Origin of the sequence: Bradyrhizobium aeschynomenes, from assembly GCF_013178945.1 — a bacterium.
Lineage (GTDB): Bacteria > Pseudomonadota > Alphaproteobacteria > Rhizobiales > Xanthobacteraceae > Bradyrhizobium > Bradyrhizobium aeschynomenes.
In genome coordinates this window covers 119,371-142,382 of the sequence record NZ_JABFDM010000007.1, presented here as the reverse complement: position 1 = coordinate 142,382, position 23,012 = coordinate 119,371, and the positions used below count along the sequence as shown (strand labels likewise).

Below are 23,012 nucleotides of genomic sequence, written 5' to 3'. Positions count from 1 at the left end.
GGCGACGGCACGATGCAGGATGCGTCGGGTGACCGGAGGAGGCATGGTCGCATCTTGCAGTGCAGGCAAACAGTAGATCGGCAGGTTTGGCGAGGCCGCGAACAAATTGCGGCGTTCGCGTGAAGTTTATAGCGCTGGCGTGGTTGTGATGCGACGGCTGGTCGCGGCAGATCGTTCACATCTTAACGATTGCGGAAAGCAGGCATTAGGCGCAACCGGCTACGATTGCGGGCTCACGCCGGCTCCCGTCCGGTCATTTCAGCCCCATGAATTTGAGGTCCCAATGTCTCCTTCCTTGATCGAAACCGCCAATCTCGCCGTCGACCTGTCGCCGGCGCCGATCGAGCCGTCCTGGATCATCGAGGGCAATCCGACAGCGACCTCCTGCACCGTCGCCCGCAGCAGCGACGGTCTCGGCTCGACCATCGTCTGGCATTGCACCGAGGGCAAGTTCAACTGGTACTACGATTTCGACGAGACCATCCTGATTCTCGAAGGCTCGATCACGCTCGAGAGCGAGGGCATGCCGGCGAAGCGCTACGGGCCGGGCGACGTGATCTTCTTCCGCGACGGCGCGCATGCCAAATGGCATGTCGAGGGGCACGTCAAGAAGCTCGCCTTCTGCCTGAAGACCCAGCCTTACGTGCTCGGCCTCGCCGTGCGCGTGATCAACAAGCTCAAGCGCATGTTCCTGACGCCGGAAGGCCGCCGCGGCACCAGCCTCGCGGGCGCCTGAGCTTACACGCCGTCGAGGATGATCACGGTCGGACTCGACGGCAGCAGCTCGCGCGACATCTTCAGGCTGCGCTCGACGCGGCGGTCGATCTCGAACTGCTGGCCGATCTTGCGCATGAACTCGTCGAGCGGCGTCGCGAAGCGGTGCATCGGCAGCACCACCGAGGCGCGCAGCCGCTTGGTGATTTCGGAGATGCCGTCGAGCGACATCGTGTAGGTGCCGTCGATCGGCACCATCACCACGTCGAGCCGGCCGATCGCGGCGAAATGCGTCTCGTCCAGCTTGACGTGCAGATGGCCGAGATGGCCGATGCACAGGCCGGCAACCTCGAAAATGAAGATCGAATTGCCGTCCTTGATCATGTCGGCACCGAGCGAATCGCTGAAATAGCGGCGGATGTCGGTTGTGATGTTGCGCACCAGCACGTCGCCGATCCGCTCGAACACCTGCGCCGGCTTGCCGTCGTCGCCCCAGCCGCGCAGCACGTGCGGAATGCGCGGATCGGGCGCCAGCGTGTAGTGCGTCGAATGCGCGCGGTTCATGGTGATCACGTCGGGCAGCCGCCCGACCTGGTAGGCGCCGCTGTAGTCGGTGGCGATGCGGATGCCCATCGGCGTGTCGATGAAGTAGGTCGAATGGCCGGCATAGGTGATCGTCACCTCGTTGGCGGCGGCGGTCCGGCGCAGGCTCACCGGCATGGCGCGCGGCGGGCCGCCGGCCATGGCAAGACATTCGCTGGTGCGCGGTCCCGGTTGCTGCGCCAGAGCGGACGATGCGAACGAGACCAGGACGGCGAGCAGCGAGACCAGCGAGCGCAGCATGGCGGTTCCTCTTCAACGGCGCGTGAGAGTGTAGCGAGGATTCCGGAACAGAACTATCCTCATCGCAATGCGCGGCGGGCTCAGCGAAGCGGGAGGTTGGCATGAATGATCGGGACGGATCGTCGCAGGCGCAGCCGATGCAACCGATCAAGGCAGTGGATGCCGGGGTCCTGAGCATTGCCTATGTCGAGAGCGGGCCGGCCGATGGTCCCGCCGTCATCCTGCTGCACGGCTACCCCTACGACATCCATTCCTATGTCGACGTCGCGCCGCGCCTTGCGGCCCAGGGCTGCCGGGTCATCGTGCCCTACCTGCGCGGCTATGGCCCCACCCGCTTCCTCGATCCCTCCACGCCGCGCTCCGGCCAGCAGGCCGCCATCGGCGCCGACCTGATCGCGCTGATGGATGCGCTGGCGATCCCGCGTGCGGTGTTCGCCGGCTATGATTGGGGTGGCCGGGCCGCCTGCGTCGGCGCGGCGCTATGGCCGGAGCGCTGCACGGGCCTGGTGTCGGTCAACGGCTATCCGATCCAGGACATCGCCAGGGCGTTGGAGCCCGCCCCGGTGCCGCGCGAATTCGCGTTCTGGTATCAATGGTACTTCCAGACCGAGCGTGGCCGCGCCGGCCTCGCCGCGAACCGCGCCGAAATCGCGCGGGTGCTGTGGCAGCAATGGTCGCCGAACTGGCGGTTCGACGACGCGACCTTCGCGCGCGCGGCCGCCGCGTTCGACAATCCCGACCATGTCGACGTCGTGATCAACAGCTATCGCCATCGCTACGGTCTGGCCGCGGGCGATCCGCGTTACGACGAGCTCGAGCGGCGACTGGCGGCCCTGCCCGTCATCACCGTGCCCACGATCACCCTCGATGGCGACAGCGACGGCGTCATTCCGGCGACGGACGGCACGGCACATGCCGCGAAATTCAGCAATAGGATCGCGCATCGCGTGATTTGCGCCGGGCACAATCTGCCGCAGGAGGAACCCGCGGCATTCGCCGAAGCGGTCATGGAGGTGCTGCGCTGACGCGATCAGGATCGTGCCGGGCTGAGCTTCCAGGCGGCGAACAGCAGGCCTGCGGTCATCAGGCCGCAGATCAGAGCCGCCTCGGGCAGCGCAAGCGTCAGCGCGGCGGTTGCGGCCCAGCCGATCGACGAGAAGGCTTCCGCAAAGGTCGCAAGCCGCGACGAGGTCTGGCGCCGCCGGAACTGGCTGCGTCGCGCCTGGATGCGGAACCAGAGCTGGATCGCCGTGGAGGAGACCGTCGCGACCAGCGCGGCGACGGCCGTGACCATCGCCTGCGCGGGCGCAATCCAGCCGAACGCCAGCACGAGCGGCGCGAAGATCACCGCGATGGTGATGAGCACGACCTCGACCTTGGCGCGCACCACGCGCGCCGGCGTCAACGGCGCCGTCGCGACCAATTCAGGCGCGTCCTCGCCGGAGATCGTGAGCCAGGCGAGGCCGCCGGCGAGCTGGCCTGCCGCCATCACGATGACCGGCGTGATCAGGATCACCGCCTGCGAGCTGTCGGAATAGCTGCGCCACAGCAGCAGCGCCGGCGGCACCAGATAGAGCAGCTGCATCAGCGTCTGCGAGATCAGCCACGGATCGCGCCGCAGCAGCATGAACTCCTTGCGCCTGAGCGCCTGCTGCCGCGAGCCGCCGCGGAAGCTGCGGATCTGCGCGCCGGTGCGGCTGGTGACGCCTTGCGCGGCGGCGCTGATCGCGGTGTCGGCAAAGCGCGGCGAGAACACCATCATGACGACGCCGAGCAGCAACAGGCCTGCGGCAAGCAGGATCAGCAGCGCCTGAATGTCGCCGAGCGCGGCGCGCGCCGGCAGCCACACGACGCTCTCCGGGTCGGGCGCAATGGCCGCGGCAGCATCGGAGGTGAGCACGGCAAAGCGCGACAGCGTGCCGTAGGACACGATCGCCGCGATCTGCAGCACGATGACGAAGCCGGCACCGATCACGGCGGCCAGGATCTGCGCCACCAGACGGGTGCGTGCAGGGCCGATCAGGCGGAACAGGATGATCGTCACCGCGATGGCAGCCGCGGCCGCCGACAGGCCGACCGCTGCGACGACGACGAACGCAGCCAGCCAGCGCACCCCGCCCTCGATCAGCAGCACGTCGACGAAGGGCGTCGCCAACAGCAGCGCCATGCTGGTGACCGAGAGCGCGATGGCCGCGATCCGGACAGAAAAGATCTCAGCCAGTCGCACCGGCGAGGACATGATCAGGTCGAGATCGGCACGGGCATAGAACACGCGTGTGACCGACTCGATCGCCTGCGACAGCATCAGGGCCCACGACAGCATGATGGTCGCGGTGATGACGATGAGAGCGGTCTTGTCGAGCGGCGGCTGCAGATCGGCATAGCGGCCGACCACGGCCCAGGCCGGCAGATGCATGATGGCGCCGAACAGCACGAGGCCGATGATCGCGGCGCGCGTGCGGCGGCGTCTGCCCGCGGTGATCATTCCGAGCCATTCCCGCCAGGCGAGCCTGAGCTCGTGGCGGGCGAACCAGGCCAGCGTCGCCGCCCGCGTCATGCCGCGGACTCGACGTCGACCAGCGCGATGAACAGCTCCTCGAGGCTGGTATCGGTCCGGCCGTTCTGCTCGCGCAGCTCGGCAAGCGTTCCCTCGGCGACGATCCGCCCGGCGGCGATGACGCCGATCCGGTCGGCCATCCGCTCCGCCACTTCGAGAATGTGCGTCGTCATGATCACGGTGCCACCGCGGCGGACGCGGTCGGCGAGGAGCCCCTTGACGTGACGGGCCGAGACCGCATCGAGGCCGGTGAGCGGCTCATCGAGAATGATCAGTTGAGGATCATGGACCAGGGCGCCAGCGAGCGCCACCTTCTGGCGCATGCCCTTGGAGAAGCCTTCGCAACGCTCGTGCAGATGCCGCTCCAGCCCGAGCGAGACCAGCAGCTCGCGCGCCGCCTGACCGGACGTCATGGGATCGATGCCCCACAGGCCGGCGACGAATTCGAGATATTCGAGCGGCGTGAGCTTGTCGTAGATCATCGGCTCGTCGGACACCCACGCCATCACCTGTTTGGCGGCAATGGGCTCGCGCAGCGCGTCGATGCCGAAGATCGCGATCTCGCCGGCGTCTGGACGCAGCAGGCCGGCGACCATGCGCAAGGTCGTCGTCTTGCCGGCCCCGTTCGGACCGACGAGGGCGTAGAACTCACCGGCGCGCACGACGAGATCGAGCCCGTCGACGGCCGGCCGTTCGAAACATTTGGTTAACCCTCGGACGGTGAGGGCGGAGCTCTGTGGGGTCATGACCGCTCATTCGGTTCGCATCGGCAACTTGGACGCAACTCGTTGCGGCGCGGTGAACGACCACTCGATCGTGATCGCCACGAGCCTGCCCCGCGACCGGCTCCGACCGCCGAACCGGATCGCTCCGGCCCAACCTGGCGTCATGATCCGAACGCAGGACGATTTCGTTAGCACGACGAGCAGCCGCCATTGCGGCTGCGCGGCTCTGGCGAGGATGGACGTGACGGAACAGCTGATCGCGACGGCGACGAGTGACGGCACTCCGGAAGCAGTAGCGGCCCTGCCCCGGCATACCATTCGCCTGGAGTCCTTCCCGCGCGGCGGCGTCGCTGCGGTGTTCGGCGCCAGCGGCGGCATCGGCTCCGCGCTGAGCGCGATGCTGACCGAGAGCGGCCGGTTCGACGCCGTGGTCGGCTTCAGCCGCAGCACGGTTCCTCCATTCGACCTCACGGATGAAGAAAGCCTCGCGCGGGCCGCCGAGCAGGCGGCGGACGCTGGCGAGGTCCGGCTCGTGATCGTCGCAACCGGCACGCTGCAGCAGGGCGAGACGCTGCCGGAAAAGAGCTGGCGCGAACTCGATGCCGACCGTCTTGCCCGCGCCTTTGCCATCAACGCCACCGGGCCGGCGCTGCTGATGAAGCATCTGCTGCCGAGGCTCCCGCGCAGCGGCAAGGCGGTGCTCGCCGCGCTGTCTGCGCGGGTCGGTTCGATCGGCGACAACCGGCTGGGCGGCTGGTACGCCTACCGGGCTTCGAAGGCGGCGTTGAACCAGCTCGTGCGTTGCGCGGCCATCGAGCTTGCCCGACGGGCGCCCGAGGCGATCTGCGTCGCGTTGCATCCCGGCACGGTGGCGACACGGCTGTCGGCGCCGTTCACCTCGGCCGCGGGCATCGCACCGGCCGAGGCCGCGCGGCATCTGCTCGGTGTCATCGACCGGCTTGAAGCAAAGGACTCCGGCGGCTTCTACGACTGGCGCGGAACACAGGTCCCCTGGTGACTCCCCATGCCGAAGATGCGCCGCAAAGCCGATCTGCCGACCAAGATCTGTGCCGCCTGTGGCCGCCCCTTCGCGTGGCGGCGCAAATGGGCGCGCGACTGGGACGAGGTGAAGTTCTGTTCCGACCGCTGCCGGTCCGAGCGCGGCCGGGCGTCTTCTTCGATGCCCAAGAAGCGAGCGAGCTAGCCTCATGATGCCTGGCGTCCCCTCTCCGATGCGCGCGCTCGGCCTTGCCGGGCTGATCCCGTTCGTCGGCCTCGCTGGGCTGGTGATCGCAGGTGACGAGACGGTCCGGACGGCCGCACTGCGCGCACAGATCGGCTACGGGGCGGTGATCGCCAGCTTTCTCGGCGCGATCCATTGGGGGCTGGCGGTGCAGACGCCGGCGCTCTCGACTCTGCTGCGCATGGGCTGGGGCGTGACGCCGGCTTTGCTCGGCTGGGCGGCGCTGCTGCTGCCACCTGTCCCGGCGCTGGTGCTGCTGACGACGGCACTGCTCGCAGCGCTTGTGATCGATGAATTCAGTTTCGGCGGTGGCGATCGGCGGGCCTGGTTCCTGGAAATGCGGCGGCTGCTCAGTGTCGGAGCCATGCTGTCCCTGCTCGTCACCTTGATCGACCTCGTCGTGAAGGGTCCGCCGGGCGCAGCCTGACATCCGCACCGCCATGGACAAAGCCGTCATGCCTCGGGCAAGCTCGCGCATCCCCCCCGCGAGGCACCATGAATATCCTGCTGCTGAATCCAAACATCCGCACCGACATCACCGATCTCATGCTGCAGGTCGGCCGCGACGCTGCCGCACCCGGCACCACTTTGATCCCCTGCACCGCGCCGCGCGGCGTGCCCTATATCGCCACTCGTGCAGAGGCGCAGATCGGTGGCGCCGTGGCGCTGGAAATGCTGGCCGAACGCAACGGCAGCTTCGATGCGGCAATCATCGCCGCGTTCGGCGATCCCGGCCTGTTCGCGGCGCGCGAGCTGTTCGACGTGCCGGTGATCGGGCTCGCGGAAGCGGCGATGCTGACCGCCTGCATGGTTGGACGGCGCTTTGCCATCGTCACCTTCGCGCAGGCGCTCGGCCCGTGGTACGAGGAATGCGTGCGCATGCACGGCTTGACCGAGCGCTGCGCCGGCATCCGGATGCTCGACGGCAGCTTCAAGCAGATCTCGGACGTACAGAATGAGAAAGAGGAGCTGCTCGTCGAGCTCGCGCTGCGCGCCGTCGAGGAGAACGAGGCCGACGTGCTGATCTTCGCCGGCGCCCCGCTGTCGGGCCTCGCCGCCCGCGTTGCGCACCGCATTCCCGTGCCGGTGGTCGACCAGGTCATCGCCGCCGTGAAGCAGGCGGAGGCGCTGCTGGCGCTGAAGATGCGCAAGGCGACCGCCGGGACGTTCCGGCGTCCGGCGGCGAAGCCGACGACGGGATTACCGGAGGCGCTGGCTGCCCGGCTGGAGCATCGCGACGGATAGTTCGGCGAACGACGAGGGCCCCGTCTCTCTCCACGCCGTCATTCCGGGGCGCGCGTCAGCGCGAGCCCGGAATCCATAACCACGACTGTCTTTGGCGATACGAGATGTACCCACGACCATCCCGCTCTCCGACAACTGCCTGTGGGTATGGATTCCGGGCTCGCCCTTCGGGCGCCCCGGAATGACGTGGAGAGAGGCGGGCATGAGCTGACCGCGGTGCGCCCTAACCGGCTCCCCCAATAATGCGCTACCACACTTGCGTACCACTCCCCCCCTTCGCATGTACACAAGCGGCCGTCACTGCCTGAAAAGACGGCACGCTTCTTGCTTTTTCATTCGCATAGAGCAGGAAGCCAATGGCCAGCGTATCGGAAGCCAAGTCGCTCGTTCTGGATCGGATCACGCACCGCTTTGCGAGCGGGACGATGGCGGTCTCCGACATCAACCTCGATGTGAAAGGCGGCGAGATCATCGCCCTGCTCGGCCCGTCCGGCTGCGGCAAGACCACGCTGCTTCGCATCATCGCCGGCTTCATCGGCCAGAGCGAGGGGCGCGTCATCATCGGCAATGACGTCGTCGATGCGCTGCCGCCTAACCGGCGCGCGGTCGGCATCGTGTTCCAGAACTACGCACTGTTCCCGCATCTGTCGATCTCCGAGAATGTCGGCTACGGCCTCGCCGCGCGCGGCGTCGACAAGGCGACGCGCGCCAAGGAAGCGCAGCGGCTGCTCGACATGGTGCAGCTCGGCCCGTTCGGTGAGCGGCTGCCACGGCAATTGTCGGGCGGTCAGCAGCAGCGCGTGGCGCTGGCGCGCGCGCTCGCGATCAAGCCGTCGATCCTGCTGCTCGACGAGCCGTTCGCCGCGCTCGACAAGAACCTGCGGCTGGACATGCAGATCGAGGTCAAGCGGCTGCAACGCATGGCCGGAACCACCACCTTGATCGTGACCCACGACCAGGAGGAGGCGCTGTCGATGGCCGATCGTGTCGCCGTTCTGAGCCATGGTCATCTCGAGCAGTTCGGCACGCCGTCGGAGATCTACGACCAGCCACAGACGCTGTTCGTGAATAGCTTCGTCGGCACCGCTAACAAGATGAAAGGCGTGGTGGTTGCGACTGACGCGAGTGGCGCGAAAGTCGCCCTGGAAGCCGGCGGCGAGATCATCGCCCGCGCGCCCAAGCCGGTGAGTGCCTCAGACAAGGTCACCGTCTGCCTGCGTCCCGAGCATCTCACCTTCGTCACCGACGACACCGGCTTTGCCGGCGAGATCGGCATGGCGCTGCCGCTGGGCGCCACCGTCGTGCACGAGATCAAGGCCAAGGACGGAACGAGCATCAAGATTTCGCAGGCCCGCACCGGCGGCACGCCGCTGCGCGAGGCGGGCACGCCGGTCCGCGTCGCGCCGCTCGCGCCGGGGCTCGCCACCGTCTTCCCGGAATGACCAACCAACACATTGGAGTGAAACATGATGCTTGATCGCCGCCGGCTCCTGACCAGCGCCCTGACGCTGGGAGCCATGCACGCCTTCCCGGGGATGAGCCTCGCGCAGGCACGGCCGCTGGTGTTCGCGACCTTCACGGGCAGCTGGGAGGAGGCGCACAAGGCGGTGCTGGTGCCGGCGTTCCGCAAGGCCAACGCCGATGCGGCCATCGTGCTCGATCCGATGCTGTCGGTCGACCAGATCGCCAAGGTCAACGCCGCCAAGGCCAATCCGCCGATCGACGTGATGCTGCACGATCCGGGGCCGGCGCTGGTCGCGATCGGGCAGGATCTCGTCGATCCCTTCCCGGCCGACAAGAGCGCGTATTTCAAGGACCTGATTCCGGAAGCGCAGGATGCGATGGGTCCGGCGCCGTTCTTCCAGGTCGTAGGCCTGACCTACAATCCGGAGACGGTGAAGACGCCGCCGACCTCGTGGGCGGATCTGTGGAAGCCGGAGTTCAAGGGCAAGGTCGGCATCACCAACCTCAACTCCACGCTCGGCACCGGCTGGCTGGTCGAGATCGCGCGCATGCGCGGCGGCTCGGAGGCCAATGTCGACGAGGGCTTCAAGGCGCTCGAAGAACTCAAGCCGAACCTGGCTGCCGTCGCCGCCAATCCCGGCGCGCTGGCGACCCTGTTCCAGCAGGGTCAGATCGACATCTCGCCCGGCAACTTCAATGCGATCCAGATCCTGAAGGCGCGCGGCGTGCCGGTCGAGTTCGTGGCACCGAAGGAAGGCGCGATCGCCTTCAAGACCACGATCCACATCGTCAAGAACTCGCCGAACAAGGAGCTCGCCTTCAAGCTGATCGAGGCGGCGCTGTCGCCGGAGGTGCAGACCACCTTGATGAACTCGCCCTATCTCATCGTGCCGACCAACACCAAGGTCGCGATGTCCGGTGAGATCGCCAAGGTGCTGGCCAAGGACACCGCGGAGCTGAAGAAGAAGTTCGTGTTCCAGGACTGGAAGAAGATCAACGAGCAGCGTGCGTCCTGGATCGAGAAGTTCAATCGCGACATCAAGATCTGACGCCATGAAGAGCGCCACGACCGCACCGGGAGACGTGACCAGCTTCAGCCTGGGGCTGGCCCTGCCCCTCGGCCTGGCGTTCGCGATCTTCTTCGTGCTGCCGCTGGCGCAACTCTTCTATCTGTCGCTGCACAACGACACCGCGGCGACGGTGTGGGGGCTCGGCCAGTACATCAAGTTCCTGACCGATCCCTTCAGCCTCGCCGTGCTCGGCTCGACGCTTCTGCTCGGCGCCGAGGTGACGCTCGCCTGCCTCGTGCTCGGCTATCCCATCGCCTGGCTGTATCAGCGCTCGGGCAGCCGGGTGCAGACCCTGATCATCATGATCGTGCTGCTGCCGCTGCTCACCAGCGTCGTGGTCCGCACCTTCGCCTGGATCGTGATCCTGGGACGGCAGGGCATCATCAATTCCGTGTTGCAATCGCTCGGCCTGATCGGCACGCCGCTGCGCATGATCTACACGCAAGGCGGACTGATCGCCGCGCTGGCGCAGGTGCAGATGCCGCTGATGGTGCTGCCGCTGATCACCGCGATCGGCCGCATCGATCCCAACCTCTCCGATGCCTCGGCGTCGCTCGGCGCCGGCAGCTGGCGCACCTTCGTCAAGGTGATGCTGCCGCTCTCGATGCCCGGCATCATCGCCGGATGCACCCTGACTTACGCGGCGGCGATCACCGCCTTCATCACGCAATCGCTGGTCGGCGGCGGCCAGATGCTGTTCATGCCGATGTATCTGTATCAGCAGGCCTCGACCCTGCAGAACTGGCCGTTCGCCGCCGCCATCTCGATCATCTTCCTGTTCGCGGTGCTGGCGATCGTCGCGCTGTTCTCGACGCTCGGCCGGCGCGCCCGCGGCTATGGAGACGCTCGATGAGCCGGCGGCAGAATAATCTCGAAGCGTTGAGCTTCCAGATCGTGATGACGGTGATTGCCGTGCTGGCGCTGATCCTCATCGTGTCACCGTCGCTGGTCGTGGTGATCGTTTCCTTCACCTCCGGCTTTTCGCTGAAATTCCCGCCGCCCGGCTATTCGACGCGCTGGTATGTCGAGCTGTGGAACGCCTGGCAGCTGCAATTCGCCGCGCGAAACAGCGTCGTCGTCGCACTGTGGTCGACCGGGCTGTCGGTCGTGCTCGGCGTCGCCGCGGCGCTGGCGATCTCGCGATCGAAGACGCTGACCGCGAAGCTGCTGGACTCGCTGTTCATGTCGCCGCTGGTGCTGCCGGCGCTCGCCTTCGGGCTGGCGGCGCTGATGTTCTTCTCGCTGATCGGGCTGCCCGTGTCGCTGCTGACGCTGGTCATCGGCCACACCATCGTCTGCGTGCCCTATGTCGTCCGCAACACGGTGGCCGCCTTGGCGCAGCTCGAGCCGACGCTGCTCGAAAGCTCGGCGATCCTCGGCGCCTCCCGGCTCTACACCTTCCGCCGCATCGTGCTGCCGCTGATCCGCCCCGGCATCATCTCCGGCGCCTTCATCGCCTTCATGTCGTCGTTCGACAACGTACCGGTGTCGCTGTTTCTGCGCGACGCCGCCACCGACATGCTGCCGATCCGGATGTGGCAGGACCTCGAAGGCAAGCTCGACGTCACCATCGCAGCGCTGTCCAGCGTGCTGATCATCGCCACGGTAGCCTTGATGGCGATCATGGAGCGCACGACAGGGCTGTCGAAGCGGCTGACGGGTTAAGGCTGCTTGGCTCTCATCAGTGCCGGCTAGTGCCCGTCTCCATCAGCGCCGTCATGGCCGGGCTTGTCCCGGCCATCCACGTCGATCGGCGACTGCGGACAGACGTGGATGCCCGGGACAAGCCCGGGCATGACGAGCATCTCCTTGGTAGCGACCTCGTTCAATCAGCGTAGGACGGGGGGAAGGCATATCGCCCTCAAGCCCCGCGGAAGATCGAGTATCCCCACGGCGTGAACTTCAGCGGCAGATGAAAATGCTCCTCGACCTTGTCGATGGCGAAGCGAAACGGCACTGTGGTCAGGAATTTCGTTTGAGCATTCGCCCCGAAGAACTCACCGATATGGAACAGCACCTCATACTCGCCGGCGGTGACGCCATCGCCCTTGACGACCGGCGCCTGCAGGGTGCCGTCGGCGCCGAGCTGTCCTTCGGCGAGCAGCGTGCGATCAGGCGCGACGCGCCAGATCGCGACGCGCAAGCCCAGCGCCGGGCGCCCGTTCGCCACATCGACCGCATGAACCGAGATACCGCCGGCCATTTCGTGCTCCGCCATCAGGTTGCTGCGGCATGATAGACGCGAAACCCGATGCGGCGCCAGCGCCGCCGCTGTGGCCCGCGCTGGTGGCGATGACGGCGTTGCAGGCGCTGGTGTCGCTGGCGCTGTTCGCGCCCGGCACCGTGGCGCCGCGCGCCGGGCTCAGCATCGAGGAGTTGTCGCTGTTCTCGACCGCGGCGTTTGCGATCAGCCTGGTGTCCTCGTTCTGGGGCGGCACCCTGGTGCAGAAGATCGGCTCGCTGCGCGTTGCGGCGCTGTGCGCGGTGGCCGTCTGCGTCGGAATGTCGATGGCGACGCTCGGCCAAGGTTGGGCGCTGCTCGGCGCCGGCCTCGTGCTCGGACTTGCGGCCGGGCCGGAAACGCCGGCGAGCGCGGCCCTGCTCGGACGTCTCGTGCCGCCCGAACAGCGCGCGATGGTGTTCTCGATCCGGCAGACCGGCAGCCAAATCGGCGCGGTCGTCGGCTCGCTGCTGCTGCCGCCGCTCGCGGTCGGGCTTGCGCCGAGCTCCGCCTACGCCGCGGTGATCATCTGCGCCGTCATCGGCTTCATCAGGTTCGAGCGGCTGCGCCCGGCCTATGCGGTCAAGCTGCCCGCCATGCCGTATCTGGGCTTGCGGCAGCGGCTACAGCTCGTCAGCTCCGACCGGCGCATGGCCGCGCTCGCGGTCGCGTCGATCCCGTTCAGCGGCATGCAGGTGATCCTCAACACCTGCTACATCTCCTTCGGCACATCGGAGCTCGCGCTGAGCCATGTCGAGGCCGGCTGGCTGCTGGCATCGGCGCAAGGCGCGGGCCTGATCGGACGGCTCGGATGGGGCGCGGTGGCGACGCGGCTGCGCTCGGCGCGCGCGGTGCTGGTGATGGCGGGCGCGGGCATGGCGATCTGCGCGCTGCTGCTCGGCCTGTGGGGGCCGCGGCTGAGCGGATCGGTCCTGGTCCTGCTCACATTCGTGTTCGGACTGACGGCCAGCGGCTGGAACGGCGTGTTCATCGCCGAGATCGCCAACCTTGCCAAGCCGGGTCGCGTGGCGGAGGCCACCGGCGCGGTGCTGACCACGTCGTTTCTCGGCCTGGTCGCGGCGCCACTGCTGGTGGCGGTGCTGACGCCGCGCATCGGCCTCGGCGGCAGCTTCGTCATTCTGGGTTTGACCGCGGCCGCGGGCGCCGCCGTTCTGCTGATGGAGCGATCGCATGCGCGCAATTGAGATTGCACGCGCCGTCACGGCGCGAAAGACCACGGCCAGGCACATGGCCGAGCAGGCGTTGGCGCGCATCGAAGCCGGCCGTTCGCTCAACGCCGTCATTACGATCGATCCGGATCGGATGCGCGCCGAGGCCGATGCGGTGGACGCGCGCGTCGCCGCCGGTGAGAGCTTGCCGCTGGCCGGTGTGCCGGTGGTGATCAAGGACAACATCTGGGTCGGCGGCTGGCGCATCACGCAAGGCTCGAAGCTGTTCGCCGGGTTCACCGCACCGGAGGACGCGATCGCAATCGTGCGCCTGCGCCGCGCCGGTGCGGTCATCGTCGGCATCGGCGCCACCTCGGAATTCGCCTGCAAGGGCGTCACCACGTCGCTGCTGTACGGGCCGACGCGGCATCCGCAGAACCCGGAACTCACGCCGGGCGGATCATCCGGCGGACCGGCCGTTGCCGTGGCCGCGGGGCTCGTACCGCTGGCGATCGGCACCGATGCCGGCGGCTCGAGCCGACGGCCGCCCGCCCATGTCGGCGTGGTCGGCTTTAAGCCGTCCTACGGCGCGATCCCCTATGGACCGGGTTTTGCGGAGGCCGGCTGGGGCATCTCGGTGATGGCGCCGATCGCCGCCGATGTCGAAGACGCGAGGCTCGCTTTCGAGGCGATGGCCGGCTTCGATCCGCGCGATCCCGCGACGTTTGCGCTGCCAGGAGCGGATCACGCCAAGCCACTGCGCCTCGCCTACTCGCCGCGGCTCGGGCTCGACGTCGCGGTCGATGACGAGGTGAGCAGCGGTCTGCGCCACGCGGTCGATCGGCTGCGCGCCGCGGGAATGGCGATCGCCGACGCAGATCCGGTCTGGCCCGCAGACCTTGCCGAGGACGCGGTGATGCCGCTGCAGCATGCCGGGCTGGCGGCGCTGTATGGCGACGCCTTCCGCAGCGATGCCACGCAGTTCGATCCGGACATCGCCAAGCAGATCGAGCGCGGCCTCGCGCTCAGCGGCGCCGACGTCGCGCGCGCGCTCGAAGCCAGCACGCAGATTGCGCGCGCCTTTGCGGCGTTCTTTCTGGACGTCGACGTGCTGCTGGCGCCGACCGTGCCCTGCGTGGCCTGGCCGTTCACGCAGCTCGGCCCGTCCATGATCGGCGGCCGGCCGGCGAGCCCGCGCGGGCATGCGGTGTTCACGCCGTTCGTCAACCATGCGGGGGTGCCGGCGATCTCGATTCCATGCGGGACAAATGCGCAGGGCCTGCCGTTCGGAATGCAGCTGATTGCGGCGCGCGGGCGGGATCGCCTGCTGCTGGATGTGGCTGCGGCGGCGCAGCGGGCATTGCTGGGCTAGCTTGCCTCAGCTCTCGCAGCCCGCGCGGTGCTCATCTCGCCCTGCGGCCGGCCGGGCAATCGCATATGGAGATGCTGGGCCGTCGCGGCGAGCAATCCTGCACATTAGTTACTCCGTCATGCCCGGGCCTGTCCCAGGCATCCACGTGGTTCTCAGCATGCCGGACGACGTGGATGGCCGGGACAAGCCCGGCCATGACGACTTGGAGAGAGACGGGCACAAAATTGCGATCACCATAGGCGATCGCCCTGCCGCAACCGGGACGAGGGAGGCACCGCCTCCTGGCAACCAGCGTCGACTGGGCCCCCTGATCTGACACTCACCCCTGCTCGAACTTCTTCGCCAGCCTGGCCCGGGTGATGTGGCCGATCTGGTCGATGGCATTGGCGATCTCCGTATCCAGGTCGTTGCTGATGCGACGGTCCATCTCGGCGATGACGGAGGGGCGGTCGGCGTGCAGTGCGAGCGCCACGATCAGCGGCATGCCGAACTTGTCGCGATAGCGGCGGTTGATGTCGGCGACGCGCTCGAACTCGGCGCGCGACAGCGACGTGAAACCGAGACGGCCCTGCTCGCCGATCGAGTCGTTCGTCATCTCGCCGGCCAGCGCCTCGCGCCCGGCGAGCTCGGGATGGGCGCGGATCAGCTTCAGCTTCTCGTCACGGCTCATGGCACGGACGACGTTCATCAACGTCGTATGCAGCGCATCGGCGGCGTCGTCGAAGGCGGACAGACCGGCGCGATAGGCGCGCTCGGCAATCTCGGGCGTGTGCTCGAAGATGTCGCCATAGCGCTCGACGAACAGCACGCGGGACATCTGCGACGGGCGAAGATGACCGGCCGGCGGATGCGTCCGGATCCAGTGCCGGGCAATGTCGAGCCGGGTCGCGACCCAGACCTTGTCGTGGCTCATGATGTAGTCGAGGAAACGCGCCAGCGCCGCGGCACGCCCGGGACGGCCGACCAGCCGGCAATGCAGTCCGACCGACATCATGCGCGGGCACTCGGCGCCTTCGGCATAGAGCAGATCAAAGCTGTCCTTCAGATAGGCGAAGAACTGATCGCCGGAATTGAAGCCCTGTGGAGTCGCGAAGCGCATATCGTTGGCGTCGAGCGTATAGGGCACGATCAGCTGCGGGCCGTGCGGTCCTTTGATCCAATAGGGCAGCTCGTCGGCATAGGAATCCGCGCTGTAGACGAAGCCCTGCTCCTCCAGCACGATGTCGAGCGTGTGCTCCGACGTGCGGCCCTGATAGAAGCCGAGCGGCCGCTCACCGGTCAGCGCGGTGTGAAGCCGGATCGCCTCCTCGATATGGGCACGCTCGTCGACCGCGGAGACGTCGCGATAGTCGATCCATTTCAGGCCGTGCGAGGCGATCTCCCAACCGGCTTCCTTCATCGCGGCCACGGCCTCCGGGTTGCGTGCCATGGCGGTCGCGATCGCGAACACCGTGACCGGCAGCTTGCGGGAGGAGAACATGCGCCACAGCCGCCAGAACCCGGCGCGCGAGCCGAACTCGTAGATCGACTCCATGTTCATGTGGCGCTGGCCCGGCCAGGGCGCTGCACCGACGATCTCCGACAGGAATGTCTCGGAGGCGGCGTCACCGTGGAGGATGTTGTTCTCGCCTCCCTCCTCGTAATTGATCACGAACTGCACGGCGATGCGGGCGTCACCCGGCCAGCGCGGATGCGGCGGCGTGCGGCCGTAGCCGACCATGTCGCGCGGATAGGAATCAGCAGTCATCGGCTCAACTCCCGCGATAGGTCTGATAGCTCCAGGGCGTCGCGAGCAGCGGCACGTGATAGTGCGCGCTGGCATCGGCGACCGCGAAGCGGAGCGGGATCAAGTCCAGGAACAGCGGATCATCCGCCGCGAGGCCGTGCGCCTTGAAATAGGCGCCCATGTGGAAGGTCAGCATGTAGGTGCCCGTGGTGAGCTCGTCCCCGGCCAGCACCGGCTGGTCGGTACGTCCGTCGGCATTGGTCTGGAGCTGCTTGACCCGGCGCCAGGAGCCGCCGGGCTCCAGCACATCGAGGTCGATGGCGACGTCGGCGGCGGGCTTGCCCCTGACCGTGTCCAGAACATGCGTGCTCAGCCGCCCCATCCGTCTATCCCCCATGCTACGAGTCCAACCAGGACATTAGCAGCAGCCGGGAGTGTGCTCGAAGCGATTTTCTTCGACGCGTCAGCCCGTGATGACGTCGGCGAAGAACGTCACCGGGCCCATTTGTCCGCCCTTGAGGATGATGTCGCGGCCGTCGAGATGGGGATCGTCGCTGTGCAGGCGACACAACGGCGCGCCAGGGACCATCGGCGCCCGGTACGACAGGCCCCAGGCGTCGAGCGCCGCGGCCGCATGGCTCGACGTATCGCCGCCGGCCACGACGATGCGCGAGACGTCGGCTTCGCCGAGCACAGCACCAAGCAGTGCGGCGGTCGCCTGCGCCACGCGCGCCATCGCCGCGCCTTGAGCCTCATTCGTGACCAGCATGACGTGTCCTTGGGCAAGGCCCGCGATCGCGGCACGCCCCAACCCGTGCTGATACGCGGCATCCACGAGCAGCCTCGCCGACTCGATGGCGATGATCTGGTAGCCGCGCGCCGCCGCGACCTGGGCCCGTGTCACCGGCGACAGGCTGCCGACCAGCGCCAGCACAGGGCCGCCGGTGCGCGGCCGAGCGTGAGGCAGGACGACCTGCGCGACCGGCTCGTCCCAGACGGATGCCAGCGCCCGTGCCACCGAGCTCGGACCGACCGCGAGCATCCGCCCGGCGACGAGGTGATCCGTCAGCAGCCGGCCGATGACGGCCAGGTCGCTCTCCTGGGCGACATCGAACAGGACAGCGTGAGGCGCAGCCGCCAGGTTGGCATCGAGCCTGGTCTCGGCGTCCCCCTCCACATAGGCGCGGTAGTCGATCAGGGCGACCCTCTCCAGCCCCTGCGCGGCCAGATGACGGCGCAGATCGGCCTCCGCCATCGGAGTGACCGGGTGCTTGCTCATCGTCGGATGACGATCGATGCGATGGACGACGCCGCCGGCGCCGGCTGCGGCAAACAAATTGCCGAACAGGCAATAACGGCCGAGATTGGGTTGACCACCCAGGATCGGCACCAGCGGATTGGCGACATGCCGTCGCAGCACCGCCACGGCGGCGCCGATGCTGCCGATATCGGGCGCGCTGTCGAACGTCGAGCAGCATTTGTAGTGCACAACGTTGACGCCGAGCGCGGCAAAGGCGCGGCCGGCGGCATCGAGTTCCGCGGCAGCGGCATCGGGCGGCATGGAGCGCGCTGCGCCGGCGATGCCGACCGCATCGAGCGGCCCGGCCGCCGCCAGTTGCGAAGAGGTCGGCGGACGCAGGAAGAGCAGCGCGCGGTGGCCGCGCTCGGCCCAGGTCGCGAGCGTGTCGGTGGCGCCGGTCAGGTCGTCACCATACCAACCGACCCGCGGCCGGGAGACACATGCCGATGCGCTCATGCGGACTGCCCGAAGGTGGCCAATGCCTGCCGCAACTCCGGATGCTCGCGTGACGCGTGGTCGAGTGCGATGCCCGACGTCACCGCGTCCCAGGCCTGACGGATGCTGGTCACGCCCGCCGCGGGTCCGCCCGGATGCGCCATGATGCCGCCGCCAGCCATGAACAGGAGATCGGCGTGGCCGATCGCGTCAAAGGTCGCCTGGACGGTCGCGGCGGACTGCCCCGACGAAAACGCCGGCAGCACGCGATCGTCGCAGCCTTCGGCCAGCGGCCTCACGCAATCCCTGGCCGAGCCTACGACCTCGTCGTTCTCCTGCGCGAACTTGCCCTGCAGGCCGTGCACGTGCATGTGGTCGACGCCGGCGAGCCGCCACAGCGCCTGATAGGCCTGAAAGCCGATGCCGAGCAGCGGATGGCGCGAGATCGCCCCAAAGCCGTTGCGGTGGCCATGGAGCGCGAGATCGGTGCTGCGGCGAAGCGTCGTCACCGCCGAGAAGCCGCACCAGTTCAGCGACACCATGGCGCAGGACCCGCCGTGCTGCACGATCAGATCGGCGTGGCGCCGCATTGCGTCGGTCTCGTCGGTGATGTTGAACGCCATCATCACGTGCTTGCCGGTTGCGTCCTGATGTCGCTTGATCGCGGTCAGGACGGCGGGAATTCGCCGGGCAAGCGGAGCATGATCGGGATCGGCCGAGATCTCGTCGTCCTTGATGAAGTCGACGCCGGCGGCACAAAGGCGTGCGACCAATGCAGCGGTCTCCTCGGCGTCGAGACCGACATTCGGCTTGATGATCGAACCGACCAGCGCACCCTTGCTCACGCCCGTGAGCCGGCGCGTGCCGGCGATGCCGTGCTTTGGCTTGTCGAAGCGCCCGCGATACGTCGCCGGCAGCGTGATCTGCTCCAGCCTGAGCCCGGTGACCTCGCCGAGATCGTAGAGATTGCCGGCGACCACCGAGGCCAGCGTCGGCAGGTTGGCGCCGACATTGACCACGGGAAACGCGATCGTCACGCGCGCCCGGCGATAGGGTCCATGTACACGTTTGCGCCGCAGCCAGGCATTCGGCAGGCTCGGCTGATCCGCTGGCGGCAATTCGACGATTTCGGTCACCGTGGCCCGGGCACGCGCGCGCAGATCGTCGGTCTCGCCCTCGACACGGGTGAACGTGCCGCAGGACTGCTCACCCGCCATCACCTCCGCCACGAGGGCGGGATCGAGCGGCGTCTCGATCAGATAGCTTGCCTGGAAGCGGTCGGAGGCCGTCATGCTCACAGCCTGCTGAGATCCGGAAACGGGCGCACGGGATCCTTGCCGTCCCAGTTCTGCGAGGCCTCGCGGATCATGCGGAACATCGCGCCCTTCGGCCCCAGCACCTCCGACAGCTCGATCACCGTGCCGGGATGATAGTACGTATCAAAATAGATGAAGCGGCCGCGTTCGCCAACCTCGCCGCCCATGACCGGCTTGAAGCCCTCCCCGAGCAGCCGCTCGAGATCGGCATCGAAGCTTTCGGTCCAATAGGCGACATGCTGCAGGCCGCAATGGCCAGCTTGCGTGAAGTCGCGGTACATCGACGGCACGTCGTTGCGGCACTGGATCAGTTCGATCTGCAGCGGTCCTGAATTGGCCAGCGCCACCGAATTGTGCGGCTCGAAGCTTTCGCCCCGATACTGATAGTTCCGGATCGGCACACGCTCATTGTAGAAGAACGGGCCGACGCCGAGCACACGTGACCAATAGTCCATCGCCGCCTCGATATCGGGCACGACATACCCGGCTTGACGGATCTCGCCGAACAGGCGGCTCATGGCAATGTCCTTTCCAACACTCGCTCAATCATCAAAGGAAGCCGGTCGAGAACCACGGGATCGCGGCCACGGCGACGAGGCCGAGCAGCAGCGCGAGCACATAGCTCCAGATGTAGCGCAGCCCCTCGTCCGGATTGATCTTGCTGATGGCGCAGGCGCCGTAATAGCCGACGCCGAAGGGCGGCGCGAACAGGCCGATGCCCATCGCGAAGATCACGACCATCGCATAGTGCACCTCGTGCACGCCGGCCTGGCGCGCGATCGGGAACAACAGCGGTCCGAACAGCACGATCGCGGGAATGCCTTCGAGAATGCTGCCGAGGATGATGAAGGTGAGGATCGAGATCGCAAGAAAGCCCCAGGCGCCGCCGGGAATGGCCGCCATCAGCTCCGCCAGCTTCTGCGAGAAGCCGGATTGGGTGAGGCCCCAGGCCATCGCGGTGGCGCAGCCGATGATGAAGACGATGGCGCCGGTCAATGCGACGGTCTCGACCAGCATCGCCGGCAGCCGGCGCCAGTCGAACTGGCGGTAGATCAGGAGGCCGGCGAGCACGGAATAGGCGATGCCGATGGTCGAGACCTCGGTGGCCGTCGCGACGCCCTCGACCACCGCCAGCCGGATTACGAACGGCAGCGCGATGGCGGGCAAAGCGATCAGGCCGAGCCGTCCGACCTCGCGCCAGGACGGGCGCGCGATATGGCTGAGATCCTCGTTGCGATAGCGCCACCAGACGATGCTGCACAGGCCGAGGCCCAGCACGACGGCCGGCAACATGCCGCCGGTGAACAGCGCGGCGATCGAGACGCCGGTGACGGAGCCGATCGTGATCAGCACGATCGAGGGCGGGATGGTTTCGGTCTGTGCGCCCGTGGCCGCTAGCAGCGCAACGAGGTCGCCGGGCTTGGCGCCGCGCGCGCGCATCTCCGGAAACAGCACGGGTGCGATCGCGGCCATGTCGGCGATCTTGGAGCCGGAGATGCCCGACACCAGATACATCGCGCCGATCAGCACGTAAGAGAGGCCGCCTCTGACATGGCCGAGCAGTGACGACAGCCATCGGATCATGGCTGCGGCCATTCCCGTCATGCCAATGAGGGCGCCGAGGAAGATGAACAGCGGCACCGCCAGCAGCACGAGATGACTCATGCCTTCGTCGAGCCGTCCGACCATCACCAGCATCGGCGTCGAGGTGGTCAGGCCGAGATAGCCGAAGGTGGCGAGCGCAAAGGCGAAGGCGATCGGCACACCGGCAAAGACGTTGAGGCCAACGACACCGACGAAGAAGACCACGAGGTTGAGCCGTCCGAGCGGCTTGAAAACAGGCCCCGCAAGCCAGAACAGGAGCAGCAACGCGGCCGTGAGCGCGATCGCCAGCAACACCTCCTTGAGCGCATGCAGCCGCAGCAGACGGAACATGGCTGCGAGCAGCATCAGCGTGATGCCCGTCGGGATCGCCGCCGCACGCCAGGCGCTGGCGATCTCCAGCGCCGGCGTGACGATGAAACGCTCCTCCGAGGCGTAGTCCAACGCATGAGGCAGGATCAGCAGCAGCAGCGCGATGGACGCTGTCATCGCCACGGCTTCGAGCAGCGCGCGGGTGGCGGGGGGCACCCGCGCGACGATGCCCGTCATTCGCATGTGCTCGCCGCGGCGGAGCGCAATCGCTGCGCCCAGCATCGACAGCCACAGGAACAGGATCGAAGCGAGCTCATCCGACCACACCAGCGGGGCATGCAGCACGTAGCGTGCAACGACGCCGGCGCCGAGGATCAGGATCTCGACGACCAGCACGATCGCGGCGACGGCCTCGACGATGCGGCCGACGGCGAGCTCGATCCGGTGGGCAGCCGCCGCCAGGCCCGATGCCGGCAGGTCCGGCGCCGGCATCGCAACGGTGTGACTGTCCATGGCGAGTTGCTCCCGAAGCATCTGGCGACGATCAAGCGAGCACGCCGACCTCTTTCTCCAGCAGACCCCAGGCTTCGGGACCGAAGCGCTCCTTCCATTCCTTGTAGAAGCCGGCGTCGCGCAGCTTGGCGCGGAAGCTGTCCGGCGCGGCCTTGTTGAAGGTCAGGCCCTTGGCCTGCAGATCTGCCTGGACGGATTCATTCAGCTGCCGGACGTCGTCGCGCTGCTTCATGCCGGCCTCGTTGAGCGCCTCGGTGATGATGCCCTTGATGTCATCGGGCAAGCCGGCCCAGGCACGGCCATTGGCGACGAACCAGAAGCCGTCCCAGATGTGGTTGGTGAGCGCGCAGAACTTCTGCACCTCGTACAGCTTGGCGACCTGGATGATCGAGACCGGATTCTCCTGCGCATCGACGATGCGCGTCTGAAGCGAGGTGTAGACCTCGCTGAACTGCAGACTCGCCGGCGCCGAATCCAGCGCCTTGAACATCGACAGGCTGAGCGGGCTGACCGGCACGCGGATCTTCAAGCCCGCCATGTCCTTGGCCTGCTCGATCGGCTTGCTGCTGGAGGTCATCTGGCGGAAGCCATTGTCCCAGATTTTCTCGAAGGCGTGCAGATTGACCTTGGCAATCGCGGCCCGGACATGCGCGCCAAGGCCGCCATCCATCGCGCGCCACACCTGATCGTAATCGGCGAAGGCGAAGCCGACCGCGTTGATCGCCGCCACCGGCACCAGCGTTGCGATCACCAGCGCCGAGGGCGTGAAGAAGGTAATGCCGCCATTGCGCACCTGGCTCAGCATGTCGGTATCGCCGCCGAGTTGATTGTTCGGGAAGATCTTGATCTCCACCCGGCCGTTGGTCTTGGCACGAACCTGGTCGGCCGCCTGCTGCGCGCGGATGTTGAGCGGATGGGTCAGCGGCAGATTGTTGCCGTAACGCAGCTCGATCTCGGCGGCGCGCGCCACCATCGGCGCCCCGATCACGGAGGCCGCAGATGCACTCGCAAACGCCCCGAGGACGCTGCGCCGGCTCAGATTGATCATGACTTCCTCCCCCTTTTGTTTGGCTGGCCGGCCCTTGTTCCGGGCCCTTGCCGTGAGGTCGGACGCACGATAGAGAGCATAATTGACGGCCGTCAAACTCATTTATTGATGGTTTTTGATGGGTTTTTGCTCGACGG

At 67.2% G+C, this 23,012-nt stretch carries 23 protein-coding genes; 12 read left to right on the top strand and 11 right to left on the bottom strand.

All coding sequences use genetic code 11. The features are described from left to right. Positions 1 to 283 precede the first annotated feature (283 nt). The gene (locus tag HL666_RS21155; protein ID WP_172111574.1) at positions 284 to 736 is read left to right on the top strand and encodes a cupin domain-containing protein; all 453 of its coding nucleotides are present in this window, start codon (positions 284 to 286) and stop codon (positions 734 to 736) included. Between the two features lie 2 nt (positions 737 to 738). Here the strand turns inward: HL666_RS21155 and HL666_RS21150 are convergent, their stop codons facing one another. Further along, positions 739 to 1,557 carry an MBL fold metallo-hydrolase gene (locus HL666_RS21150; RefSeq protein ID WP_172183400.1) on the bottom strand — a complete coding sequence of 273 codons (819 nt, stop codon included), beginning with the start codon at positions 1,555 to 1,557 and terminating at the stop codon, positions 739 to 741. 101 nt (positions 1,558 to 1,658) lie between these two features. Here HL666_RS21150 and HL666_RS21145 point away from each other — a divergent pair, with 101 nt between their 5' ends. Then, positions 1,659 to 2,582: an alpha/beta fold hydrolase gene (locus HL666_RS21145; protein WP_172183398.1), complete on the top strand. Its 924-nt coding sequence runs from the start codon at positions 1,659 to 1,661 to the stop codon at positions 2,580 to 2,582. A gap of 5 nt (positions 2,583 to 2,587) precedes the next feature. On the opposite strand, the gene HL666_RS21140 is transcribed toward HL666_RS21145, so the two are convergent. Continuing rightward, positions 2,588 to 4,114 (bottom strand): permease, encoded by a 1,527-nt coding sequence (locus HL666_RS21140; RefSeq protein ID WP_172183396.1) that lies wholly within the window; start codon positions 4,112 to 4,114, stop codon positions 2,588 to 2,590. After that, entirely contained in the window at positions 4,111 to 4,860 is a 750-nt protein-coding gene (locus HL666_RS21135) for an ABC transporter ATP-binding protein (protein ID WP_172111578.1), read from the bottom strand. The genes HL666_RS21140 and HL666_RS21135 overlap by 4 nt, the downstream gene beginning before the upstream one ends. 220 nt (positions 4,861 to 5,080) lie before the next feature. Here HL666_RS21135 and HL666_RS21130 point away from each other — a divergent pair, with 220 nt between their 5' ends. The 8 genes from HL666_RS21130 to HL666_RS21095 all read left to right on the top strand — a co-directional run bounded on the left by HL666_RS21130 (position 5,081) and on the right by HL666_RS21095 (position 11,526). Then, complete coding sequence (locus HL666_RS21130) at positions 5,081 to 5,857, top strand: SDR family NAD(P)-dependent oxidoreductase (RefSeq protein ID WP_311976163.1); 777 nt, start codon at positions 5,081 to 5,083, stop codon at positions 5,855 to 5,857. Between the two features lie 6 nt (positions 5,858 to 5,863). Continuing rightward, a complete protein-coding gene (locus HL666_RS21125; RefSeq protein ID WP_172183394.1) occupies positions 5,864 to 6,043 on the top strand; it encodes a DUF2256 domain-containing protein in 180 nt (59 codons plus the stop codon). Positions 6,044 to 6,047: 4 nt separating this feature from the next. After that, positions 6,048 to 6,509, top strand: a complete 462-nt coding sequence (locus HL666_RS21120) for a DUF3429 domain-containing protein (RefSeq protein WP_172183392.1) — start codon at positions 6,048 to 6,050, stop codon at positions 6,507 to 6,509. 68 nt (positions 6,510 to 6,577) lie between these two features. Further along, a complete protein-coding gene (locus HL666_RS21115; RefSeq protein WP_172183390.1) occupies positions 6,578 to 7,327 on the top strand; it encodes an aspartate/glutamate racemase family protein in 750 nt (249 codons plus the stop codon). Between the two features lie 356 nt (positions 7,328 to 7,683). Then, a complete protein-coding gene (locus HL666_RS21110) occupies positions 7,684 to 8,769 on the top strand; it encodes an ABC transporter ATP-binding protein (protein ID WP_172183388.1) in 1,086 nt (361 codons plus the stop codon). A 24-nt stretch (positions 8,770 to 8,793) separates the two neighbouring features. After that, a complete protein-coding gene (locus HL666_RS21105) occupies positions 8,794 to 9,840 on the top strand; it encodes an ABC transporter substrate-binding protein (protein ID WP_172183386.1) in 1,047 nt (348 codons plus the stop codon). A gap of 4 nt (positions 9,841 to 9,844) precedes the next feature. Continuing rightward, a complete protein-coding gene (locus HL666_RS21100; RefSeq protein WP_172111585.1) occupies positions 9,845 to 10,714 on the top strand; it encodes an ABC transporter permease in 870 nt (289 codons plus the stop codon). Next, positions 10,711 to 11,526, top strand: a complete 816-nt coding sequence (locus HL666_RS21095) for an ABC transporter permease (protein WP_172111586.1) — start codon at positions 10,711 to 10,713, stop codon at positions 11,524 to 11,526. Before HL666_RS21100 ends, HL666_RS21095 begins: the two co-directional genes overlap by 4 nt. Positions 11,527 to 11,722: 196 nt before the next feature. On the opposite strand, the gene uraH (HL666_RS21090) is transcribed toward HL666_RS21095, so the two are convergent. After that, the gene (gene uraH, locus HL666_RS21090; protein ID WP_172183678.1) at positions 11,723 to 12,064 is read right to left on the bottom strand and encodes a hydroxyisourate hydrolase; all 342 of its coding nucleotides are present in this window, start codon (positions 12,062 to 12,064) and stop codon (positions 11,723 to 11,725) included. Between the two features lie 29 nt (positions 12,065 to 12,093). On the opposite strand from uraH (HL666_RS21090), the gene HL666_RS21085 reads away from it, so the two are divergent. After that, positions 12,094 to 13,287, top strand: coding sequence for an MFS transporter (locus tag HL666_RS21085; protein WP_172183384.1), 1,194 nt, complete (start codon positions 12,094 to 12,096; stop codon positions 13,285 to 13,287). After that, positions 13,274 to 14,623, top strand: a complete 1,350-nt coding sequence (locus HL666_RS21080) for an amidase (protein WP_172183382.1) — start codon at positions 13,274 to 13,276, stop codon at positions 14,621 to 14,623. Before HL666_RS21085 ends, HL666_RS21080 begins: the two co-directional genes overlap by 14 nt. A gap of 319 nt (positions 14,624 to 14,942) precedes the next feature. Here the strand turns inward: HL666_RS21080 and puuE are convergent, their stop codons facing one another. The 7 genes from puuE to HL666_RS21045 all read right to left on the bottom strand — a co-directional run bounded on the left by puuE (position 14,943) and on the right by HL666_RS21045 (position 22,872). Next, positions 14,943 to 16,370 carry an allantoinase PuuE gene (puuE, locus tag HL666_RS21075; protein ID WP_172183380.1) on the bottom strand — a complete coding sequence of 476 codons (1,428 nt, stop codon included), beginning with the start codon at positions 16,368 to 16,370 and terminating at the stop codon, positions 14,943 to 14,945. A gap of 4 nt (positions 16,371 to 16,374) precedes the next feature. Then, positions 16,375 to 16,731: a hydroxyisourate hydrolase gene (uraH, locus tag HL666_RS21070; RefSeq protein ID WP_172183378.1), complete on the bottom strand. Its 357-nt coding sequence runs from the start codon at positions 16,729 to 16,731 to the stop codon at positions 16,375 to 16,377. Between the two features lie 81 nt (positions 16,732 to 16,812). Then, positions 16,813 to 18,105 (bottom strand): four-carbon acid sugar kinase family protein, encoded by a 1,293-nt coding sequence (locus HL666_RS21065; protein ID WP_172183376.1) that lies wholly within the window; start codon positions 18,103 to 18,105, stop codon positions 16,813 to 16,815. Then, positions 18,102 to 19,376, bottom strand: a complete 1,275-nt coding sequence (locus HL666_RS21060; protein WP_172111592.1) for a ribulose-bisphosphate carboxylase large subunit family protein — start codon at positions 19,374 to 19,376, stop codon at positions 18,102 to 18,104. The genes HL666_RS21065 and HL666_RS21060 overlap by 4 nt, the downstream gene beginning before the upstream one ends. 2 nt (positions 19,377 to 19,378) lie before the next feature. Further along, positions 19,379 to 19,918 carry a VOC family protein gene (locus HL666_RS21055; RefSeq protein WP_172183374.1) on the bottom strand — a complete coding sequence of 180 codons (540 nt, stop codon included), beginning with the start codon at positions 19,916 to 19,918 and terminating at the stop codon, positions 19,379 to 19,381. Positions 19,919 to 19,949: 31 nt separating this feature from the next. After that, complete coding sequence (locus HL666_RS21050) at positions 19,950 to 21,806, bottom strand: TRAP transporter large permease (protein ID WP_210262024.1); 1,857 nt, start codon at positions 21,804 to 21,806, stop codon at positions 19,950 to 19,952. 52 nt (positions 21,807 to 21,858) lie between these two features. After that, the gene (locus HL666_RS21045; protein WP_311976161.1) at positions 21,859 to 22,872 is read right to left on the bottom strand and encodes a TRAP transporter substrate-binding protein; all 1,014 of its coding nucleotides are present in this window, start codon (positions 22,870 to 22,872) and stop codon (positions 21,859 to 21,861) included. Between the last annotated feature and the right edge of the window lie 140 nt (positions 22,873 to 23,012).